General features: G+C 38.3%; 19 protein-coding genes and 1 pseudogene. 14 read left to right on the top strand and 6 right to left on the bottom strand.

Features of this window, described 5'->3' with window-relative positions:
• Nucleotides 1-2: 2 nt before the first annotated feature.
• Both lipL and LRP84_RS06015 read right to left on the bottom strand, forming a co-directional pair.
• Complete coding sequence (lipL, locus tag LRP84_RS06010) at nt 3-848, bottom strand: octanoyl-[GcvH]:protein N-octanoyltransferase (RefSeq protein WP_230574248.1); 846 nt, start codon at nt 846-848, stop codon at nt 3-5.
• Nucleotides 849-1,233: 385 nt separating this feature from the next.
• Complete coding sequence (locus LRP84_RS06015; protein WP_230574249.1) at nt 1,234-1,959, bottom strand: RsfA family transcriptional regulator; 726 nt, start codon at nt 1,957-1,959, stop codon at nt 1,234-1,236.
• A 279-nt stretch (nt 1,960-2,238) separates the two neighbouring features.
• On the opposite strand from LRP84_RS06015, the gene LRP84_RS06020 reads away from it, so the two are divergent.
• Both LRP84_RS06020 and LRP84_RS06025 read left to right on the top strand, forming a co-directional pair.
• Nucleotides 2,239-2,463 carry a YuzB family protein gene (locus LRP84_RS06020; RefSeq protein WP_020059743.1) on the top strand — a complete coding sequence of 75 codons (225 nt, stop codon included), beginning with the start codon at nt 2,239-2,241 and terminating at the stop codon, nt 2,461-2,463.
• 141 nt (nt 2,464-2,604) lie between these two features.
• Entirely contained in the window at nt 2,605-3,909 is a 1,305-nt protein-coding gene (locus LRP84_RS06025) for an HD domain-containing protein (protein ID WP_230574250.1), read from the top strand.
• Between the two features lie 35 nt (nt 3,910-3,944).
• Here the strand turns inward: LRP84_RS06025 and thmT are convergent, their stop codons facing one another.
• Nucleotides 3,945-4,133: a 2-hydroxymuconate tautomerase gene (thmT, locus tag LRP84_RS06030; protein ID WP_230314828.1), complete on the bottom strand. Its 189-nt coding sequence runs from the start codon at nt 4,131-4,133 to the stop codon at nt 3,945-3,947.
• Between the two features lie 106 nt (nt 4,134-4,239).
• Here thmT and LRP84_RS06035 point away from each other — a divergent pair, with 106 nt between their 5' ends.
• From LRP84_RS06035 to LRP84_RS06045, 3 genes and pseudogenes are all read left to right on the top strand, one after another.
• Nucleotides 4,240-4,914, top strand: a complete 675-nt coding sequence (locus LRP84_RS06035) for a site-2 protease family protein (protein ID WP_098310071.1) — start codon at nt 4,240-4,242, stop codon at nt 4,912-4,914.
• 21 nt (nt 4,915-4,935) lie between these two features.
• Complete coding sequence (locus LRP84_RS06040; RefSeq protein ID WP_230574251.1) at nt 4,936-5,445, top strand: YwhD family protein; 510 nt, start codon at nt 4,936-4,938, stop codon at nt 5,443-5,445.
• Between the two features lie 150 nt (nt 5,446-5,595).
• A pseudogene (locus LRP84_RS06045) lies at nt 5,596-6,129 on the top strand (GNAT family N-acetyltransferase); the annotation flags it as partial.
• A 167-nt stretch (nt 6,130-6,296) separates the two neighbouring features.
• Here the strand turns inward: LRP84_RS06045 and LRP84_RS06050 are convergent.
• Both LRP84_RS06050 and LRP84_RS06055 read right to left on the bottom strand, forming a co-directional pair.
• On the bottom strand, nt 6,297-8,354 hold the full coding sequence (locus LRP84_RS06050; RefSeq protein WP_230574253.1) for a transglycosylase domain-containing protein: 2,058 nt from the start codon (nt 8,352-8,354) through the stop codon (nt 6,297-6,299).
• Nucleotides 8,355-8,431: 77 nt separating this feature from the next.
• Complete coding sequence (locus LRP84_RS06055) at nt 8,432-9,157, bottom strand: glycerophosphodiester phosphodiesterase (RefSeq protein WP_230574254.1); 726 nt, start codon at nt 9,155-9,157, stop codon at nt 8,432-8,434.
• Between the two features lie 244 nt (nt 9,158-9,401).
• Here LRP84_RS06055 and LRP84_RS06060 point away from each other — a divergent pair, with 244 nt between their 5' ends.
• The 7 genes from LRP84_RS06060 (at nt 9,402) to argS (ending at nt 16,041) form a co-directional block, all read left to right on the top strand.
• A complete protein-coding gene (locus LRP84_RS06060) occupies nt 9,402-9,809 on the top strand; it encodes a MerR family transcriptional regulator (RefSeq protein WP_230574255.1) in 408 nt (135 codons plus the stop codon).
• A gap of 5 nt (nt 9,810-9,814) precedes the next feature.
• A complete protein-coding gene (locus LRP84_RS06065) occupies nt 9,815-10,969 on the top strand; it encodes an MFS transporter (protein ID WP_230574256.1) in 1,155 nt (384 codons plus the stop codon).
• Nucleotides 10,970-11,154: 185 nt separating this feature from the next.
• The gene (gene speE / locus LRP84_RS06070) at nt 11,155-11,982 is read left to right on the top strand and encodes a spermidine synthase (protein ID WP_230574257.1); all 828 of its coding nucleotides are present in this window, start codon (nt 11,155-11,157) and stop codon (nt 11,980-11,982) included.
• Between the two features lie 274 nt (nt 11,983-12,256).
• Nucleotides 12,257-13,132: an agmatinase gene (speB, locus tag LRP84_RS06075; protein ID WP_098310063.1), complete on the top strand. Its 876-nt coding sequence runs from the start codon at nt 12,257-12,259 to the stop codon at nt 13,130-13,132.
• Nucleotides 13,133-13,363: 231 nt separating this feature from the next.
• The gene (locus LRP84_RS06080) at nt 13,364-13,723 is read left to right on the top strand and encodes a YxeA family protein (RefSeq protein WP_230574258.1); all 360 of its coding nucleotides are present in this window, start codon (nt 13,364-13,366) and stop codon (nt 13,721-13,723) included.
• Nucleotides 13,724-13,933: 210 nt separating this feature from the next.
• Complete coding sequence (locus tag LRP84_RS06085) at nt 13,934-14,371, top strand: YwiB family protein (RefSeq protein ID WP_230574259.1); 438 nt, start codon at nt 13,934-13,936, stop codon at nt 14,369-14,371.
• On the top strand, nt 14,371-16,041 hold the full coding sequence (gene argS, locus LRP84_RS06090) for an arginine--tRNA ligase (RefSeq protein ID WP_230574260.1): 1,671 nt from the start codon (nt 14,371-14,373) through the stop codon (nt 16,039-16,041). Before LRP84_RS06085 ends, argS begins: the two co-directional genes overlap by 1 nt.
• 178 nt (nt 16,042-16,219) lie before the next feature.
• Here argS and map read toward each other — a convergent pair whose 3' ends face one another.
• On the bottom strand, nt 16,220-17,011 hold the full coding sequence (map, locus tag LRP84_RS06095) for a type I methionyl aminopeptidase (RefSeq protein WP_230574261.1): 792 nt from the start codon (nt 17,009-17,011) through the stop codon (nt 16,220-16,222).
• A gap of 147 nt (nt 17,012-17,158) precedes the next feature.
• Between map and LRP84_RS06100 the strand changes: the two genes are divergently transcribed.
• Together LRP84_RS06100 and LRP84_RS06105 are read left to right on the top strand one after the other, a co-directional pair.
• Nucleotides 17,159-18,061, top strand: coding sequence for an ABC transporter ATP-binding protein (locus LRP84_RS06100; protein WP_230574262.1), 903 nt, complete (start codon nt 17,159-17,161; stop codon nt 18,059-18,061).
• A complete protein-coding gene (locus LRP84_RS06105; protein WP_230574263.1) occupies nt 18,058-18,792 on the top strand; it encodes an ABC transporter permease in 735 nt (244 codons plus the stop codon). Before LRP84_RS06100 ends, LRP84_RS06105 begins: the two co-directional genes overlap by 4 nt.

An 18,792-nucleotide genomic window follows, 5' to 3' on the forward strand; every position in this document is an offset into this window, starting at 1 on the left:
TTTTAGTTTTCTAATCCAAGTGATTTATTATTACGATCGATTATGCGCTGTAAGTGATGTTCGTATAATGGTACCTCGTCTATTGTAAGCTGTGACGGTGTTAATTGTGGTGTAAAGTGCTGTAATGTTTGTAAAAGGCGCATCATCAAATCTTGTACGGTAATTTCTTTACCAAGTAGTTCTGATAAGGAAGCCATTGTACTTGGAATAATTTCAGGATAGGTAAACTTTGTTTTCTCTCCTTGAATGGCCAAGTTGTAAAAATCACGAACAAGTGCAGCTCGCTGTGAACCGCTATTTGTGGCACATAAATAAATTTGTACAGCAACGCCTCCACGAATGCGGCGCTGTGAAATACCAGCAAACTTTTTATCGTCAATGCTTAAATCATAGCTGCCAGGACAGTAAGAGCCGACGATTTCTTTTGCTTCAATATTGACATCATAATCTTTTAGCATTTCTTTAATTAAATGCCACATTGTATCATAGCCAAGATCGATATCAATGCCTTTTTCTGTTTCTTGGAATAGAAGAGAGACGTTCAGAACACCCTCATCTAGCACAACAGCGAGTCCGCCTGAATTGCGGACAATGACATTGAAACCTTTACTTTTTAAAAATTCAATTCCCTGCTTTAAATAAGGTAATCGTGTATCTTGAATGCCAAGAACAATTGTATTGTGATGAACCCAAGAGCGCATTGTTGCAGCAGATGTACCGTTTCCGACTGTTGTACATAACGTATCATCCATTGCGAAAGACTGCAGCGCATGGAATTGCGGACCTAAGCTTGATTGGTCAACAATGCGCCACTCTGGTTGAGATAAAATCGAACGAGAATCGCTCATGTAAATAACCCCTTATCTATAAAATGACAATATTTATCCCGCTATTCGCGGGCAGTAAGACCCCCACCTCAAGATTCAGAGAAAAGCGAAGAAGATAGGTGGGGGATAACTGCCCGTAAAAGCCCGATTGGGCGGGCTTTCCATCAGTGGGGGATGAAAAAAAACCCCACTGATGGAAGTTTCACTTTATTATAGCAAAAAAGAGAGAGTAGAGAGGAAGGTTGTGAAGAAGAACCTGAAAGGATGAAAAAATCTAGAAAAAACTAGAGTTAAAAGAAAATCTGAAAAAAGAGAGTTATCCCGATGTACGTAGAGAATCTAAGATGGAAGAATTTTAAACGGTGAATGAAACCATAATAAAAAGGATGCTATCATAGCATCCTTTTCATTCCGCAATCTTTTCTAGATTTCCGTTTCGATCCATGCGAAACGAGGTTTGTGTACGCTCTTCGTCGTCCATTAATGCAAGTTTACGCGCACGGTTCATAATTTTCATCAGCGTCTCGTAATCTTCCTGAACTGTAGTTGATTGCTGTTCTAGTTTTTCCACTTTCGTTTCTAATTCAGCATTTCTTCGCATATACTCGGCAATTTCTTGTTTCAATCTCTCATTCTCTCTTTCAAGCGCGGATACTTTTACATTAGAAGTTCCGAGTGACTGTAGAAAATGGATAACGTCGTGCATAGCAATGGAAGAAGTTGTTGACGTTACTTGTGCAGTTTGAACAGGTTGAACAGTTTGAACAGTTTGAACAGTTTGAACAGGTTGAGCAGTTTGAATAGGTTGTTCAATTTCGATAGCTATATTTTCATCAGTTGTTACAGTAGATGAAATCGGCGGTGTATATAGAAGGCGTTTTTTCGCCTGTTCGCCGCCATTTGCACGCATTTTATCTTTACGATGCTTTTTCGCAAGTTGTAATGCTTGATCGTAACTATAGCGCACCACAGCATTCCAACGAAATCCACAAGCTGCTGAGGTACGATTTAATTTATCGCCAACTTCTTCAAAGGCGTTTAATTGTGTACTTCCTTCGCGAACGTGGCGCAAAACGGTTTCAGCAAGAAGTAAATCATCTTCTTCAGTCCAAGCATCTTGTCTTACTTTCATAGATTCATCTCCCTTTCTTTTTATCAATATCTTATTTTTAGAATGGACAAAATAAACCCCTTTTATACAAAGCTTTTAAAATTATGGTAGATTTTGAGCGGAAGTGTGTTTGCAAGTTATATTTGCCGTGCGAAAAAGCGAGAGTATGTGATTGATTTGGCATGAAACCTAGCAGGAAGAAAACTTGCATCACATTGAAAAGAAAGGTAAAATACCATTTAGTGTTTATTGTTATATGTACTTGAGAAAAGTTTCAAAATAGAGGAAGTGTTATATAAAATGGGAAACGAATTTCGTGTGTGTGATGATTGTCAGGCAACGAATATTAAGACGTTAGTACCGCGTTTAAAAAAAATAGATGAATGTGCGGATATTCAAATCGGATGCCAATCGTATTGCGGTCCTGGTCGTAAGAAATCATTTGCATTTGTAAATAACCGTCCAGTTGCAGCACCAAATGAAGATGAGTTAATTCAAAAAATTGAAGCAAAGTTAAACAAGTAAAAAGATACGATGTCGTATCTTTTTTCGTTTTTTTAAGGTGATTTGCTTTTTATACAGTAATATACAGTCTTTCATTTCTTTCTGTTTCGCCTTTCGTTTATAATAGAGATAAGAATGTATAATGGAGGGCGGTGAATTTTAATGGCATATGTAAGTGACAAATTAGATGAAACGAAAGTGTTTAAAGACCCAGTGCATAAGTATGTGCATGTGCGCGATCGCGTGATTTGGGATTTAATCGGGACGAAAGAGTTTCAACGTCTGCGCCGCATTAAGCAGCTAGGGACGACATTTTTTACATTTCACGGTGCGGAGCATAGTCGCTTTACTCATTCATTAGGTGTCTATGAAATTATCCGCCGTATGATTGATGATGTGTTTGATGGAAGACCAGATTGGAATGCTGAAGATCGTTTGCTGTGCTTATGTGCAGCACTCCTGCATGATGTAGGACATGGTCCTTTTTCGCATTCATTTGAAAAAGTATTTGAACTAAACCATGAAAAGTTTACACAAGAAATTATTGTAGGCGATACAGAAATTCACGATGTATTAAGCCGTGTTGATCGTGAGTTTCCACAAAAGGTAGCAGACGTCATTGCAAAAACATCTCATAATAAATTAGCAATTAGTATGATTTCTAGCCAAATTGATGCGGATCGTATGGACTATTTATTACGAGATGCGTACTTTACAGGTGTGAAATATGGAAACTTTGATATGGAGCGGATTTTACGAGTAATGCGTCCATTTAATAATCAAGTTGTGATTAAATATAGCGGAATGCATGCTGTAGAGCATTATATTATGAGCCGCTATCAAATGTACTGGCAAGTGTATTTTCACCCAGTAACGCGCAGTGCGGAAGTAATTTTAACGAAAATTTTGCACAGGGCGAAAGCATTGCATGAACAATACTATACGTTTAAATATCATCCAGTGCATTTCTATTCTTTATTCGAAGGAGAAGTAACGGTAGAGGATTATTTAAAGTTAGACGAGAATGTGATGTATTATTACTTCCAAGTATGGCAAGACGAAGAGGATGCTATTTTAAGTGATTTATGCCGCCGTTTTATGAACCGTAACTTGTTCAAATGTGTAGATTTCACAGAAAAGCACGGGCTAAACAATTGGGTAGAATTAAATAGTTTATTTAAGAAAATTGGGCTTGATCCAGAATATTATTTAGTAGTAGATTCCACATCAGATCTGCCGTATGACTTTTACCGTGCAGGTGAAGAGGAAGAACGTTTGCCAATTTTACTGCTTATGCCGAATGGAGAGCTCCGTGAATTATCTCGTGAGTCGGATATTGTTGAGGCAATTACAGGTAAAAAGAGAACTGATCAAAAATTGTTCTATCCGCATGATTTACTGTATGAAGACGGACGAAAAGGAAAAGTAAAAGAAAAGATTATTCGTTTATTAGAAGGGAAAGAGTAGGAGAAGCAGCCGGGCTGCTTCTCCTGTATCAAATATTATTCTTGGTCGCTTAAGCGTTTTCCGCCGACTGCGTAATGGTTTTTAGACATTTCTTCGATGAATACAACGATTTTGTCTTCTGGAGCACCAGTAGTTTCGCTTACTGCAGCTGTTACTTTTTCAGCAAGGGCTTTCTTTTGCTCTTCTGTGCGACCTTCTAGCATTTTTACTGTTACGTATGGCATATGTATCGCTCCTTTTATGTAGATTACAGTACTATTATAACGGATTCTTGAAGAGAACAATCAGAAAAAGAAATTTTTTTTAACATAATGAAGAGGGAGAGGAAGTATGGAACACTTTTTTGCATATCCGCTGCAACAATTACCGTTATTGGCAATGGCTGTTGTAATGGCGCTGTCGGTACACGAATTCGCACATGCTTATGTTGCGTATAAATTTGGAGATGATACAGCCAAAAGGCAAGGTCGTTTAACGTTATCTCCGCTGGCACATTTAGATATAATCGGGCTTATTGCTGTATTATTAATCGGATTTGGTTGGGCACGTCCAGTACCGGTCAATCCTTATAATTTTAAAAGACCACGTCTTGCTGGTATTCTTGTTTCAATTGCTGGGCCAATTAGTAACTTACTATTAGGAGCCCTTGGGCTTATTGCTTGGTATAGTTTGTTGAAATTTGGAATTATTGATGCAGTTCCAATAGCAGTAGGAGAAACACTATTTCAGTTCTTTCAAATTTTTATCGGGATTAATATAGTTTTATTTATTTTTAATTTGTTACCAATCCCGCCATTAGATGGTTACCGTGTTGTGGAAGATTTAGCACCGACAAATTTACGTGCGAAAATGACGCAATATGAAAAATACGGTTCAATCTTTTTATTAATTCTTGTGATTACACCGTTAGATCGATATACGATTCAGCCAATTTTCCAAGTCGTCATTCCGCATGTTTTAGGTATGCTGCATAGTATAATTGGACCATTATTTGGATTGTATTAGAAGAGAAGGGGAGGCTTTCTTATGGCAGAGAAAAAGAAACAAATCGGTTTTAATATTATTAAAAATGACTCCACAGATGGACATGGCGGTTTTGGAGTTGGCGCATTAAGTCTAGAAAATATTTCTCCTGTTATTATTGATGTAACAGAAGGAACGGCAGTTGTTGATATTGGTGCGCTGCATGCACGCAGTGCTGTTGAAAAAGGAATTAAATTTTTAACTAATAAAGAAGAAGTACCAAATGCAAAACCATATTGGCTCGTTTGGGTAACAATTGAGCGCACTGCAAACGGCGCATATTATGCCGGTGTAACTGCATGCGAAATGACAGTAGACCGTGAAATTCGCCGCGGCTATAAATCATTACCTGAGCATGTAAATAAAATGGACAAATCATTAAAACGTTACATCATGGTTGATCATATGGATGAACCTTCTAAAAAAGTGCTTGGTACGTTCTTAAAAGAACATAATGAGGAGCTATGGAATCTTTCTAGTGAGAAATTACGTAGTGAATTGTTAGGAGAGTAATAGGAAATCCCTTTCTTGGTGAAAGGGGTTTTTTTATTTGCTCTGAAATAGGTTTGTGGTGAAATATCAGTAACTGTATTTTATATGCAGGAAATAAAGAATCTTGTCAGAAGACATATTTTATAAAGAGTATGAGAGGGAGGATACATTTTGAAATTGAAGGGAAATAGTATTTTTGTGAAGATTCTTGAAGAGAGTGATGCAGAAAAATTGCTAGATTTGGAATTGAAAAACCGAGATTTTTTTCAACTGTATACAGCGTTACGAGAGGATGATTTTTATACGTTGGAAGGTCAACTGAATCGAATTAGGGAGAACAAGGAAAAGAAAGATCTTGATCAGCTATACTCATTTGGTATTTACGTAATCGAAACAGAAGAACTAATTGGGAATATTACCTTGACAGAAGTACTACGCGGACCTTTACAAAGCTGCTTTATTGGATATGCCTTAGATAAAAATCATAATGGGAAAGGATATATGACAGAGGCTGTTAAGTTAGTAGTGTCTTACGCATTCGATGAGTTAAAGCTTCACCGAATTGAAGCGGGGGTTATGCCGCATAATATCGGATCGATAAAAGTTTTAGAGAAATCCGGTTTTCATAAAGAGGGCATTGCAAAGAAAAATGTAAAGATAAATGGAAGATGGGAAGACCATCAAGTGTTAGCCATCGTAAATGATAATGCTGAATAGGAGATAGTACTTATTTTGCGCTGTTTAAGAAAGAAAAGGGAGCAGAAGAATTACTGCGCCCTTTTGGAGATGCAATCTTTGAGTGATTTCATTACATTCATTACGTAAAAGTGTAATTGGTCCAACTGATCAAAGTTTCATTTTATAAGTTTTTGTTACCATGGGAAATATTTTTTCCACCAACTTGGTTTATTCTTCTCTTTGTCTTTTAGCACCGCCTCAAATTCGTCCTTTTCATCAATATGATCCATACAATATTCTGTTGGCTCAGTACCTTTTACAAAATACATTTTGACAGAAGTAGGACAACCTTTCGTTGCGATTTTCCCATTTTCAGGGTTAATGTTTAATGCGACAACATTGGCCGGCTTTTTAAAATCTTTTTTCGGGCTTTCCTCTAAATCTTGCTCCATAATGGTTGCCCACATATTTTTCGCATAAGATTGCTCAGCGGGGTTAGAAATCGTCTTTTGTTTATCGTAGCCGACCCAAATACCTGTTATGAGCTGCGGTGTAAAGCCAATCATCCAACTATCTGTCTCAGTTGAACCTGATTTTCCAGCGTATGTGCGGGATAACTTTGGAATAAGGTTTTGTCCAGTGACAGAGGCGTAGCTGCTTAATTTTTTATTAAACATGCCTGTCATCATTTCTTCCATCACAAAGGCATTATTCTCATCAAGAATTTGTTTATTTTCTAAATGAGCATCATATAAGATGTTTCCATCATGATCGACAACACGCCGAATAAATGTTGGTTTGACTTGTTTTCCGCCGTTAGCAAACATGCTGTAAGCATTTACCATTTCGAGCGGTTTTACAGGAGATGTTCCAAGCGCAAGTGATGGAACATCTTTTAATGCGCTTGTAATCCCAAATTGCTTCGCCGTTTTTACAAGTGATTTTTCACCTAAGAAAAGATGTGTTTTCACAGCGTACACATTATCAGAAACAGCAAGTGCTTGCATCATCGTTATAAAGTCATCTGCATAGTAGTTTTTATAATTCGCTGGGTTATATTTGGAAACACCATCACCTAATGTGAATACGGTATGCTCACTTTTTAAGCGAGTTGCTGGTGTAAAGCCTTGCTCAAGAGCGGCGTAATATAAAAACGGTTTAAATGTTGAACCTGGCTGCCGGTACGCTTGCGTTGCTCGGTTGAATTGACTCTTCTTATAATCACGTCCGCCAACAAGGGACATTACTTCGCCTGTTTTGGGATTCATGGATACAATAGCCGTTTCTATTTCTGTTGTACTTGGGATGGTTTCTTTTACTGTACTTTCCGCAATTGTTTGGAGCTTTGGATCTAGCGTTGTATATACACGCAGGCCGCCGCGTCCTACTGTTTGTTCATCGAGACCAGCATCATTGATAAGAGAAGCTCGTACAGCATCTTGAAAATAAGGTGCCATTTCTGCTACTTCTTCTTTTTCAAGAGGAGCCAAGGTGAGTTGTTCTTTTTTGGCTGCTGCTGCTTCTTTCTTCGTGATATACCCCTGTTCTACCATTTCACCTAAAATGAGAACTTGTCTTTCTTTGGCCCGATTTTCATGTAAGTAGGGAGAATACAAACTTGGGCCTTTTGGAATGCCAGCAAGCATACTTGCCTCGGCTAAATTTAAATCTTTGGCACTTTTATTAAAGTAGAGACGAGCTGCTGCTTCAATGCCATACGCACCATGCCCGTAGTAAATTGTATTTAAATAACCTTGTAAAATATTGTTTTTATTGTAATTCACTTCTAGACGAACGGTGTACATTGCTTCTAACAATTTTCGTTTCCATGTTTTATCGTGATCCAAATATAAATTTCGAGCGTATTGCTGCGTAATTGTACTTGCACCTTGTACTTTTGCCATCGCTTTGATGTCAGCAATTACTGCTCCGCCGATGCGCTTTACATCAAAACCATGATGTTTATAAAAGCGCTGATCTTCAATAGAAAGTGTCGCTTCTCTCACGTAAGGTGAAATATGGTCGAGTGACACATTATAGCGTTCCTGCGCGCCATGACTTTGCCCCATAACAGAGTCATCATTTGCATAAAAGATAGTGGTTTGCGGAACTGCAACAGGTGGCGGTCCTGCAATTTTTGCAACAAGTAAGATAGTGAAAATAGTAGAAACAAAGAAAATAACACATGATAACAGTGCAGTGAGGAAAAAGCGTATATATTTTGCTTGTTTTTCATTTGTTGTAGGTTCCATTTTTTGTCACCCCTCATAGCATACTTTTACTAGTATTGAGGGTTTTGGCTGTTTTTAAACTAAAAAAGAGCTTCTTATTAAGAAAGAAGCTCAAAAGCGCGTGTTGGCCAATCGGTAATGATTACATTGACGCCGTAATCTATCATCTTTTGTAAGTCTTTGTATTCATTAATTGTATAAGGGCGGAATATATATCCTTGCTGCTGAGCCGTTTGTACAAACTCTTTTGTAAGTAATTCAAATTTTGGATGAAGACCATTTGCCTGTCTTTTCTTTGCTTCAGCAATTGGATCGGCGAGCGGTTCATCGTATAAAATCGCGCGGGGAATCTCTGGTGCTAAAGCTGCAAGCAGGGCAACGGATTCATGATTAAACGAAGAAAATACAATTTGATTAGATAGATGAAATTCGCGAACAAGGTTGACGACTTTTTCTTCTATAAGAGGATAACGAATAACATCTGTTTTTAATTCAATATTTAATTGCATTGTTGTTGTAGAAAGCCAAATAAGCACTTCGCGGAGCGTTGGGATTTTTGCTTCATGAAAAGAAGGATCTTTGTAACTGCCGGCATCGAGTGCTTGCAATTGCTGGACAGTTTGTTCATATACAAGACCTGTTCCATTTGTAGTTCGGTCCACAGTTTCATCGTGAATGACAACAATTTCGCCATCTTTTGATATATGTACATCAAGCTCGATGCCATGTGCACCGACACGCTCTGCCTCTTGAAAAGCAATCATTGTATTTTCTGGGTGTGTACTTCTTACACCGCGATGCGCAAAAATAAGTGGTTGTTTCATAACAAATTCTCCTTATGGTTCATTTTATCGGGCAGTAGGACCCCCGCCTCATGATTCAGAGAGAGGCGAAGAAGATAGATGGAAGATGAAAAAATCCCGACTGATGGAAGTTTCACTTTGCTTCAATTATGAAACTGAGCAATCCAAAATACAATGCTGGTAGAAAAAATTTACAAAAGTGTAATGATTGCACAAAAGTTAACGTTAACGTAAAATGTGATATTGTTAGGAAGGAGGAATATAATTGTATAAAATCGATGAAGTTACAAAGCAAACAGGCTTAACAAAGCGAACCCTTCGTTATTATGAGGAAATTGGTTTAATTCATCCACCAGAACGCAGTGAAGGAAATATTCGTCTATATACAGATGAAGATGTGGAGAGAATTAAAAAAATTGTAGAAGCGAAAGAAGTACTAGGTATAACGCTTCAAGAAATGCAGTACTTCTTATCACTTAAAGAACGTATGGAGCAAAGAAAAAATAGTGATAACCCGCGCGAACGGGAAGTAATTCAAGAAATAGCACATATGCTGACAAGTCAAATCGAGACGCTAGATAAGAAAATGCTGCAAATGAAGCACGTGAAAGAAGAATTAGAACATAGCTTGGAAAGAGCAACGAAGTTTTTAGAAGAAACAAAGGGAGAGTGATTTATATGGAGAGTAAAAAACGGCTTGGAAGACTCATTACAGTAATCGCTACGTTTCTTGCCTTTTCTGGTATTGGAGTAGTCGATCCAATTTTGCCAATCATTGCAGAGAAAATTGGTGCAACGCATTGGCAAGTCGAGATGTTATTTACAGCCTATATTTTTACGATGGCAATTATGATGTTGCCAGCTGGGCTTTTTGCAGCAAGATTTGGTGATAAGCGTATGATGACAATTGGTCTTGCAATTGTAACGGTATTTGCATGTATTTGCGGATTATCACAAACAATTACGCAGTTATCCATTTTTCGCGCTGGCTGGGGCTTAGGGAATGCGATGTTTTTTGCAACGGCAATGACATTATTAATTGCACTGAGCAAAGAAGTGCATGAAGCCGTTGGATTGTATGAGGCAGCAATTGGTTTAGGTATGGCGGGAGGTCCGCTGTTAGGTGGTTTATTAGGTGGATATTCTTGGCGTTATCCATTTTTTGCGACAAGTGTTTTAATTGGTCTAGCATTTATTCTCGTTTTCTTTTTTGTAAAAGAACCAGAGCGCAAAGTGAAACGCCAGTCAGCAGGATTGAAAGAATTGATTAACCTGGTGAAATATAAACCTTTCATACAAGGTGCCATTTCCGGAATGTTATATTACTATGCTTTCTTTGTTGTCTTGGCATATTCACCGCTTATTTTACATTTATCTGCCATTCGGCTTGGGTTTGTCTTTTGCGGCTGGGGGCTTGCATTAGCGTATGGCTCTGCTGTGCTTGCACACCAATTAGAAGGAAAATACGAACCGAAAATGTTACTGCGCTATAGCTTACTTGTATTTGCAATCTTTTTAATACTATTGTTCTTCGTACAAGTTATGTGGTTACAAATTGTACTGATCATTTTATCAGGACTAGCGTCTGGTCTTAATAATGCATTATTTACAAGCTACGTAATGGATATCTCACCTTATGAAAGATCTATTACATCAGGTGTATATAACTTTGTTCGTTGGATGGGCGGGGCAATTGCACCGATTTTATCTGGAATTATTGGTCACGTGGTTTCACCGCAAAGCCCGTTTTTAGTAGGAGGAATTGTTGCGCTAGTTGGATGTGTGATGATTTGTCTACCGATTCGAGAAAATGAGAGCAAAACCCTTTCCTAGGAAAGGGTTTTCTTACTGTTTTATACATAATTGACTAAATATACGAACGAAAACGACTCGTTTACAATATATTTACGTTCTTTTTTATATTTTTAACTATACATTTTCCATGTTTTGTTTTATTTTTGTTAGGGGACATTAATGGTGTCCACATTATAATTTGCAACGAAAGGCGTGATTGTACAATGGAACTATGGTTCACTGAGAAACAAACAAAGCATTTTGGAATTACAGCGCGTATTAACCGCACTTTACATACGGAGCAAACAGAATTTCAAAAGCTAGATATGGTTGAAACTGAAGAATTCGGTAATATGCTTATTTTAGATGGCATGGTTATGACAACACAAAAGGATGAATTCGTATATCACGAAATGGTAGCGCACGTACCATTATTCACACATCCAAACCCTGAAAACGTTCTAGTTGTTGGCGGCGGAGATGGCGGCGTTATTCGTGAAGTATTAAAACACCCAAGCGTGAAAAAAGCAACGCTTGTTGAAATCGATGGAAAAGTAATCGAGTACTCTAAAAAATACTTACCAGAAATTGCTGGCGAGTTAGAAAATCCACGCGTAGACGTAAAAGTAGGCGATGGTTTCATGCACATTGCTGAAAGCGAAAACATGTATGATGTAATCATGGTTGATTCTACAGAGCCAGTAGGCCCGGCTGTAAACTTATTTACAAAAGGATTCTACGCTGGAATCTCTAAAGCGTTAAAAGAAGACGGTATTTTCGTAGCGCAAACAGATAACCCTTGGTTCACACCAGAATTAATTTCAAACGTGTTTAAAGACGTAAAAGAAATTTTCCCAATTACACGTCTATACACAGCAAACATTCCAACTTACCCAAGCGGACTTTGGACATTCACAATCGGATCTAAAAAGCATGATCCACTAGAAGTAAGTGAAGAGCGTTTCCACGAAATCGAAACGAAATACTACACAAAAGAACTTCACAAAGCAGCATTCGTATTGCCTAAATTCGTTGGGGATTTAATTAAGTAAGAAAAGCGAAGCTGACTGTTCAGACCCGGTGGCTAAGGTTCTTTCCCGTAGAAGGCACTTTTTGCTTTCTCGTGGGGAAGATTCTTAGATGCAAGGGTCTAGGAGACAAAGTTAGCCACTGACGTTTCACTGTAATAAAAGTAAGTAAATTTCTTCTCGACTAATTGGGTTGAGAAGAGTGTGGTAAATCGATAAAGAGGAGCAAAACAGCTCCAAATTTGAGACAAAATGAAAGGTTGGGATACCTTCAGTTCCAGATAGGAGGAAAAAGAATATGCGTTTTGATGAAGCTTATTCAGGTAAAGTATTTATTAACAGTCATCCAAGTTTTGAAGATGCTGAGGCTGTTATTTATGGGATGCCGATGGATTGGACAGTAAGTTATCGTCCTGGTTCTCGTTTCGGCCCAGCACGTATTCGTGAAGTATCAATTGGACTAGAAGAATATAGTCCATATTTAGATCGTGAATTAGAGGAAGTTAAATATTTTGATGCGGGTGATATTCCGCTTCCTTTCGGTAATGCACAGCGCAGCTTAGACATGATCGAAGAATATGTAACAAAACTATTAGATGCTGGTAAGTTTCCACTGGGTCTTGGTGGTGAGCACCTAGTGTCTTGGCCAATTTTTAAGGCGATGGCCAAAAAATATCCAGATTTAGCAATCATCCACATGGATGCTCATACAGATTTACGTGAGTCGTATGAAGGCGAGCCTTTATCTCACTCTACACCAATTCGTAAAGTGTGCGATTTAATTGGTCCAGAAAACGTATATTCTTTCGGTATTCGTTCTGGTATGAAGGAAGAATTTGAGTGGGCAAAAGAAGTTGGCATGAACTTATACAAATTTGATGTATTAGAACCATTAAAGAAAGTATTGCCAACACTTGCAGGACGCCCAGTCTATGTCACAATTGATATCGACGTATTAGACCCAGCGCACGCTCCTGGTACAGGAACGTTAGAAGCTGGCGGTATCACGTCAAAAGAACTACTAGATTCCATTGTTGCAATTGCAAATTCAAATATAAACGTAGTTGGAGCAGACTTAGTAGAAGTAGCTCCTGTATATGATCACAGTGACCAAACACCAATCGCAGCAAGTAAATTTGTGCGCGAAATGTTACTTGGATGGGTGCAAAAATAAAGTTAGGCTACCGGTCATTCTAGCCACTAAAGCTAGATGAACAGTAAGCAAAATAAAAAGGCTATTTCGATATAATTCGAAATAGCCTTTTTATTTTTATTAAATATTCCAGTTTACTTTCCTTACAATGATGTAAGAGAAATGTAAGGGAAATCGATAGAGACTATTTTTGGTAGATTTTATACTCAATGAAGCATTATACAATGATACATGTTAGAGGTGGAAAGATTCATGCGTATGATATTAAAAGTTACAGCAGTACTTGCTATTTTAGGCGGTGCAGGTGTCTTTTACTTACAATCAAAAACAGAAGGTGTGCAAGCCTTTGTAGATAATTTTTTCTCAAGTAAGGAAGTAAAGGAATATTATACTGTAACAAATCAAGGTGAGAAAAAAGGTGATAAGTATTTGTACACATTTACTGCTTATGATAGGGATGGAAATGAGCAGGTTGTGAAAAAAGTGATAAATCGTGAACTTCGCCAAGGAGCATACTTGAAAATTTACGCAAAAGGAAGCCAAGGGAAAGGATGGGCAGAGCTGCGAGAGAATGAAGTGCCAGCGAAAGTGCTAGAAAAACTGAAAAAATAATGAAAAACCCAAGTTCATACTGCACTTGGGTTTTTATGTTTTACAAGGATGATATAACCATTTTTATAAATTGTTTTTTTGGAACTACATCTTTCAATAGGTTTCCTAATATTTCAGCAGACAGGCACTGCTCTTTTTTGATATGATAGGAAAAGTGATTTATTATAAACTATATGTAATATCTATAACATTTTGAAAGGTGTGCAAGACGTGGAGAAGCAACTTGCAGGCTTACCAGTACAAGTTCACTTTGTAACGGAAATTCGTGAAGGGGCGCGAAAGGAAACTATTGCTTTTGACGCAAATGGTCTATACTATGTAAAGGGTCAAAGTACATATGTAACGTTTCAAGAACCGAATGAACAAGGCGAAGTGAAGACAATTATTAAAATTCAAGATGATCAAGTTCTCATTATGCGTTCGGGCGCTGTTTCTATGCGTCAAACTCATAAAAAAGGTGAGTGGACAACAGGAACCTATATGAGTGAACTTGGGACGTTTGCATTGCAAACGAAAACAGATAACGTCCTTTTTAAATGGTCGGAAGAAAAGAAAAAGGGACAACTCTTTCTAACGTATGCATTGCTTCTAAGTGAACAAGAAGCAGGCCGATATACAATTACCGTTAATCTCAAGGAGGGACAATAATGAACTCTTTAGAACAAGTAAAAGAACTCATTAAAGAGGAAATTAAAGCTGCTGTAGTAAAAGCAGAATTAGCAACAGAAGAACAAATTCCAAACGTTGTATTAGAAACGCCAAAAGATAAAACACACGGTGATTTCTCTACAAACATGGCGATGCAACTTGCACGCGTAGCGAAAAAAGCACCGCGCATGATTGCAGAAGAATTAATTGCAAACTTCGATAAAGCAAAAGCTTCTATTGAAAAAATTGAAATTGCGGGACCTGGCTTCATTAACTTCTACATGGATAACAGCTACTTAACAGATCTAATCCCAACAATTATTACAGCTGGCGAAGCTTACGGTGAAACAAATACTGGTAACGGTGAAAAAGTACAAGTTGAGTTCGTATCTGCAAACCCAACAGGTGACCTTCACTTAGGACATGCGCGCGGCGCAGCAGTTGGTGATACGTTATGTAACGTATTAGCAAAAGCGGGCTACGATGTATCTCGTGAATATTACATTAATGATGCTGGTAACCAAATTCATAACTTAGCGCTTTCTGTTGAAGCTCGTTACATGCAAGCGTTAGGTTTAGAAAAAGAAATGCCAGAAGACGGTTACCACGGCGCAGATATCATCGGAATCGGAAAACATTTAGCAGAAGAGTTTGGCGATCGTTATGCAAAAGCTGACGCAAAAGAAAGCTATGAATTCTACCGTGAGTACGGTTTAAAATATGAACTAGCGAAACTTCAAAAAGACTTAGAAAGCTTCCGTGTTAAATTTGATGTGTGGTTCTCTGAAACATCATTATACAAAAACGGTAAAATCGATGAAGCTCTTGCAGCGTTAAAAGAGCGCGGAGAGGTATTTGAAGAAGAGGGCGCAACATGGTTCCGTTCTACAACTTACGGCGATGATAAAGACCGTGTATTAATTAAAAACGATGGTTCTTACACATACTTAACGCCAGACATTGCGTATCATCGTGATAAATTAGAGCGCGGTTTTGAGAAATTAATTAACATTTGGGGTGCTGACCACCACGGTTACATTCCACGTATGAAAGCAGCAATTCAAGCGCTTGGATACGATAAAGATACATTAGAAGTAGAAATCATCCAAATGGTACAACTATACCAAAACGGTGAAAAAGTAAAAATGAGTAAACGTACAGGTAAAGCTGTTACACTTCGTGAGCTTATGGAAGAAGTAGGCGTAGACGCAATGCGTTACTTCTTTGCAATGCGCAGCGGTGATTCTCATTTAGACTTTGATATGGACTTAGCAGTATCAAAATCAAATGAAAACCCTGTTTACTATGCACAATATGCACATGCACGCGTATGCAGTATCCTTCGCCAAGGTGAAGAACTTGGATTAACCGCAGGCGGAGATGTTAACTACAAACTTGTTGCTTCTGAGAAAGAAGTAGACTTATTAAAGAAACTGGGTGAATTCCCAGCGGCAGTTGCAGAAGCAGCACAAAAACGTTTGCCACACCGCATTACAAGCTATGCATTTGACTTAGCGGCGGCGCTTCATAGCTTCTACAATGCAGAAAAAGTATTAAACCAAGATAACTTAGAGTTAAGTAAAGCTCGTTATGACTTAATGCGTGCAGTACGCATTACACTTCAAAATGCATTAGCATTAGTTGGAGTATCTGCACCAGAGAAGATGTAATAAAGTGAAGCTTCCATTAGTGGGGGTCTTACTGCCCGTTAATGCGGAATAAAGAAAAGTGGAAGTGGCTCGTTTAGAATGAGAGGGAATGGCGCGAAGTCATTAAGCATTCTAGCTGCTGGCACTAGATAATAAAAAAGCCGGATGCATGGAAATTTTTCCATGCATCCGGCTTTTTTTATAGCTCTGTTAAAATAATTGGTTCACCGCGTGTTACAACAATTGTATGTTCACATTGAGCAACAAGGCTTTTATCTGGTGTTACAAATGTCCAGCCATCGCCAAGTTCCACGATGTGATCCGCATTCATAGATATGAAAGGTTCTACGGCTAAGACAAGTCCATCTTTTAAGAGGGCGCTATCCATAGGATCAAAATAGCTTAAAATATGATTTGGTGCTTCATGTAAGCTAAGCCCAATGCCATGTCCTGTTAAGTTTTGAATCACCGTGTAACCATTTTTACGCGCATCATTGGAAACCGCACGACCAATTTGATTTTGTTTTGCGCCGGCTTTTACTTTTTTCATAGCTGCCCAAAATGCACTTTCAGCAGCAGCGCAAAGTTTTTCTTTTTCTTCATCTTGTCCAAGAACAAACGAAATACCTGTATCTGCGTAGTAACCGTCAAGTGCCGCAGATACGTCTACGTTTATTAAGTCGCCTTCTTTTAGGACGCGATCTCCTGGAATGCCGTGAGCAACTTCTTCATTGACACTAATGCAAGTTGTGCCTGGAAAATCATATTCTTTTTCAGGTGCAGAAATGGCACCGTGCTCATCTAATACTTTCTTACCGATTAAATCAAGCTCTTTCGTTGTCATGCCTGGCTTCGCTTGTTTTTTCATTTCCTCGCGAGCAAGCGCAACGATGCGGCCGATTTTTCGTAAGCTTTCTAAATCTTGTTCATTACGAATAATCATGAAAACCACTGTCCTTCCTCGAATGTACATCTCACATGATTGTATCATGTTTGTTTTTGTCCTGCTACTTGCGTGGTAAGCCTCTCATCTCAAGATTTCCTGACATTTGTCATATTCATGTCATGACGTCTTTTACTGTTTTCCATATCTTCCAATTTATACAATATAAATGTAAGTAACGATGGAGGTGGAGAAATGGAACAAATAATTGAAGTGAATAGTGTTTCAAAAACATTTAAACATAAAAAAGCAGTAAATAACGTTTCATTTACAGTAGCGAAGGGGCAAATTGTTGCATTACTTGGACCGAATGGAGCTGGGAAAACAACAACGCTTTCGATGATGCTTGGATTAAGAGATCCTTCGGAGGGGAATATTTCTATATTTGGCAAGGGCCCAAAGCACCGGGACGTTCGAAATCGCCTTGGGGCAATGCTGCAAGAAGTGAGCGTAATTGATAGTATCTCTGTGGAAGAGGCAATTGATTTGTTTCGTAGTTATTATACGAATCCAATCAAAAAAGAAACACTGCTCCAACTATCCAATTTAGAGTCAGAAAGAAAGCAAAGGTGTGAAAAGCTATCTGGTGGTCAGAAAAGGCGTTTAAATTTTGCGCTCGCACTTGCTGGAAATCCAGATTTGTTATTCTTAGATGAACCAACAGTAGGAATGGACATCACGTCTAGAAAAAGCTTTTGGGATACAATTCGAAAATTAGCAGGAGAAGGAAAAACGATTATTTTAACAACGCATTATTTAGAAGAAGCAGATGCACTAGCAGATCGAATTTTATTATTTGCAAATGGAAAAGTGATTGCCGATGGAACACCAGATGAGATGAAAGCAACAATTTCTCAAAAAACAATTTCATTTTATGCAAAAGAGGAAATGCCAACAAGTATGCTTCGGAGTTTATCTCATGTTACAAGTGTCCGGTGGCATGAAAAACGTGTGGTGCTAACAACAGATGATACGGATGCTACACTCCGAGACATTTTTAAGAAAAACTTGCCTGTCATGGATATTGCTGTTGAGCGCGGCAGCCTGGATGAAGCCTTTGAACAGTTTGTTGCAAATCAGAAGGAGGGAATTGCATGAGAGCGTTTTGGATGCAATGTAAAATAGAAATATTACGTACGTTTCGCAATAAATTATTTATCTTTTTCTCGTTATTAATGCCGGTCATGTTTTATTACATTTTTACAAATGTCGTGTCAGTGCCGGGCAACGGAGATGCATGGAAAGCACACTATTTAATTTCAATGGCTACTTTTAGTATTGTAGGAACAGCACTTTTTAGTTTTGGCGTTCGTCTTTCACAAGAAAAAGGGCAAGGGTGGACACAGCTTTTACAAATTACACCGCTGCCAGAAGGGGCGTATTTATCTGCAAAAATTGTTGAGCAAACGCTTGTAAATGCTTTTTCAATTGTAGTTATTTTCATCGCAGGTATAGTCATTAATGATGTACAGTTAACGATTGGACAGTGGGTTAGTGCTGGATTATGGTTATTAATTGGTGTTACACCATTTTTAGCGATTGGGACGGTAATTGGTTCGATTAAGAAAGCTGATGCGGCTGCTGGGCTAGCAAATATTTTAAATATGTGTTTAGCCATTCTAGGTGGATTATGGATGCCAATTGAAGTATTACCAAAGGCGTTAAGAAGTATTGGGGAATGGACACCAACATATCGCTTCGGAAGTGGGGCTTGGGATATTGTCGCTGGCAAGGCCATTGGCTGGGAGAATATTGCAATATTAGGAGGTTATTTTATCGCTTTTGTTATACTATCAATATATATAAGAAAAAGACAGGAAGCGGTATAA

It is taken from the genome of Bacillus rhizoplanae (assembly GCF_917563915.1).
GTDB classification, from domain to species: domain Bacteria; phylum Bacillota; class Bacilli; order Bacillales; family Bacillaceae_G; genus Bacillus_A; species Bacillus_A rhizoplanae.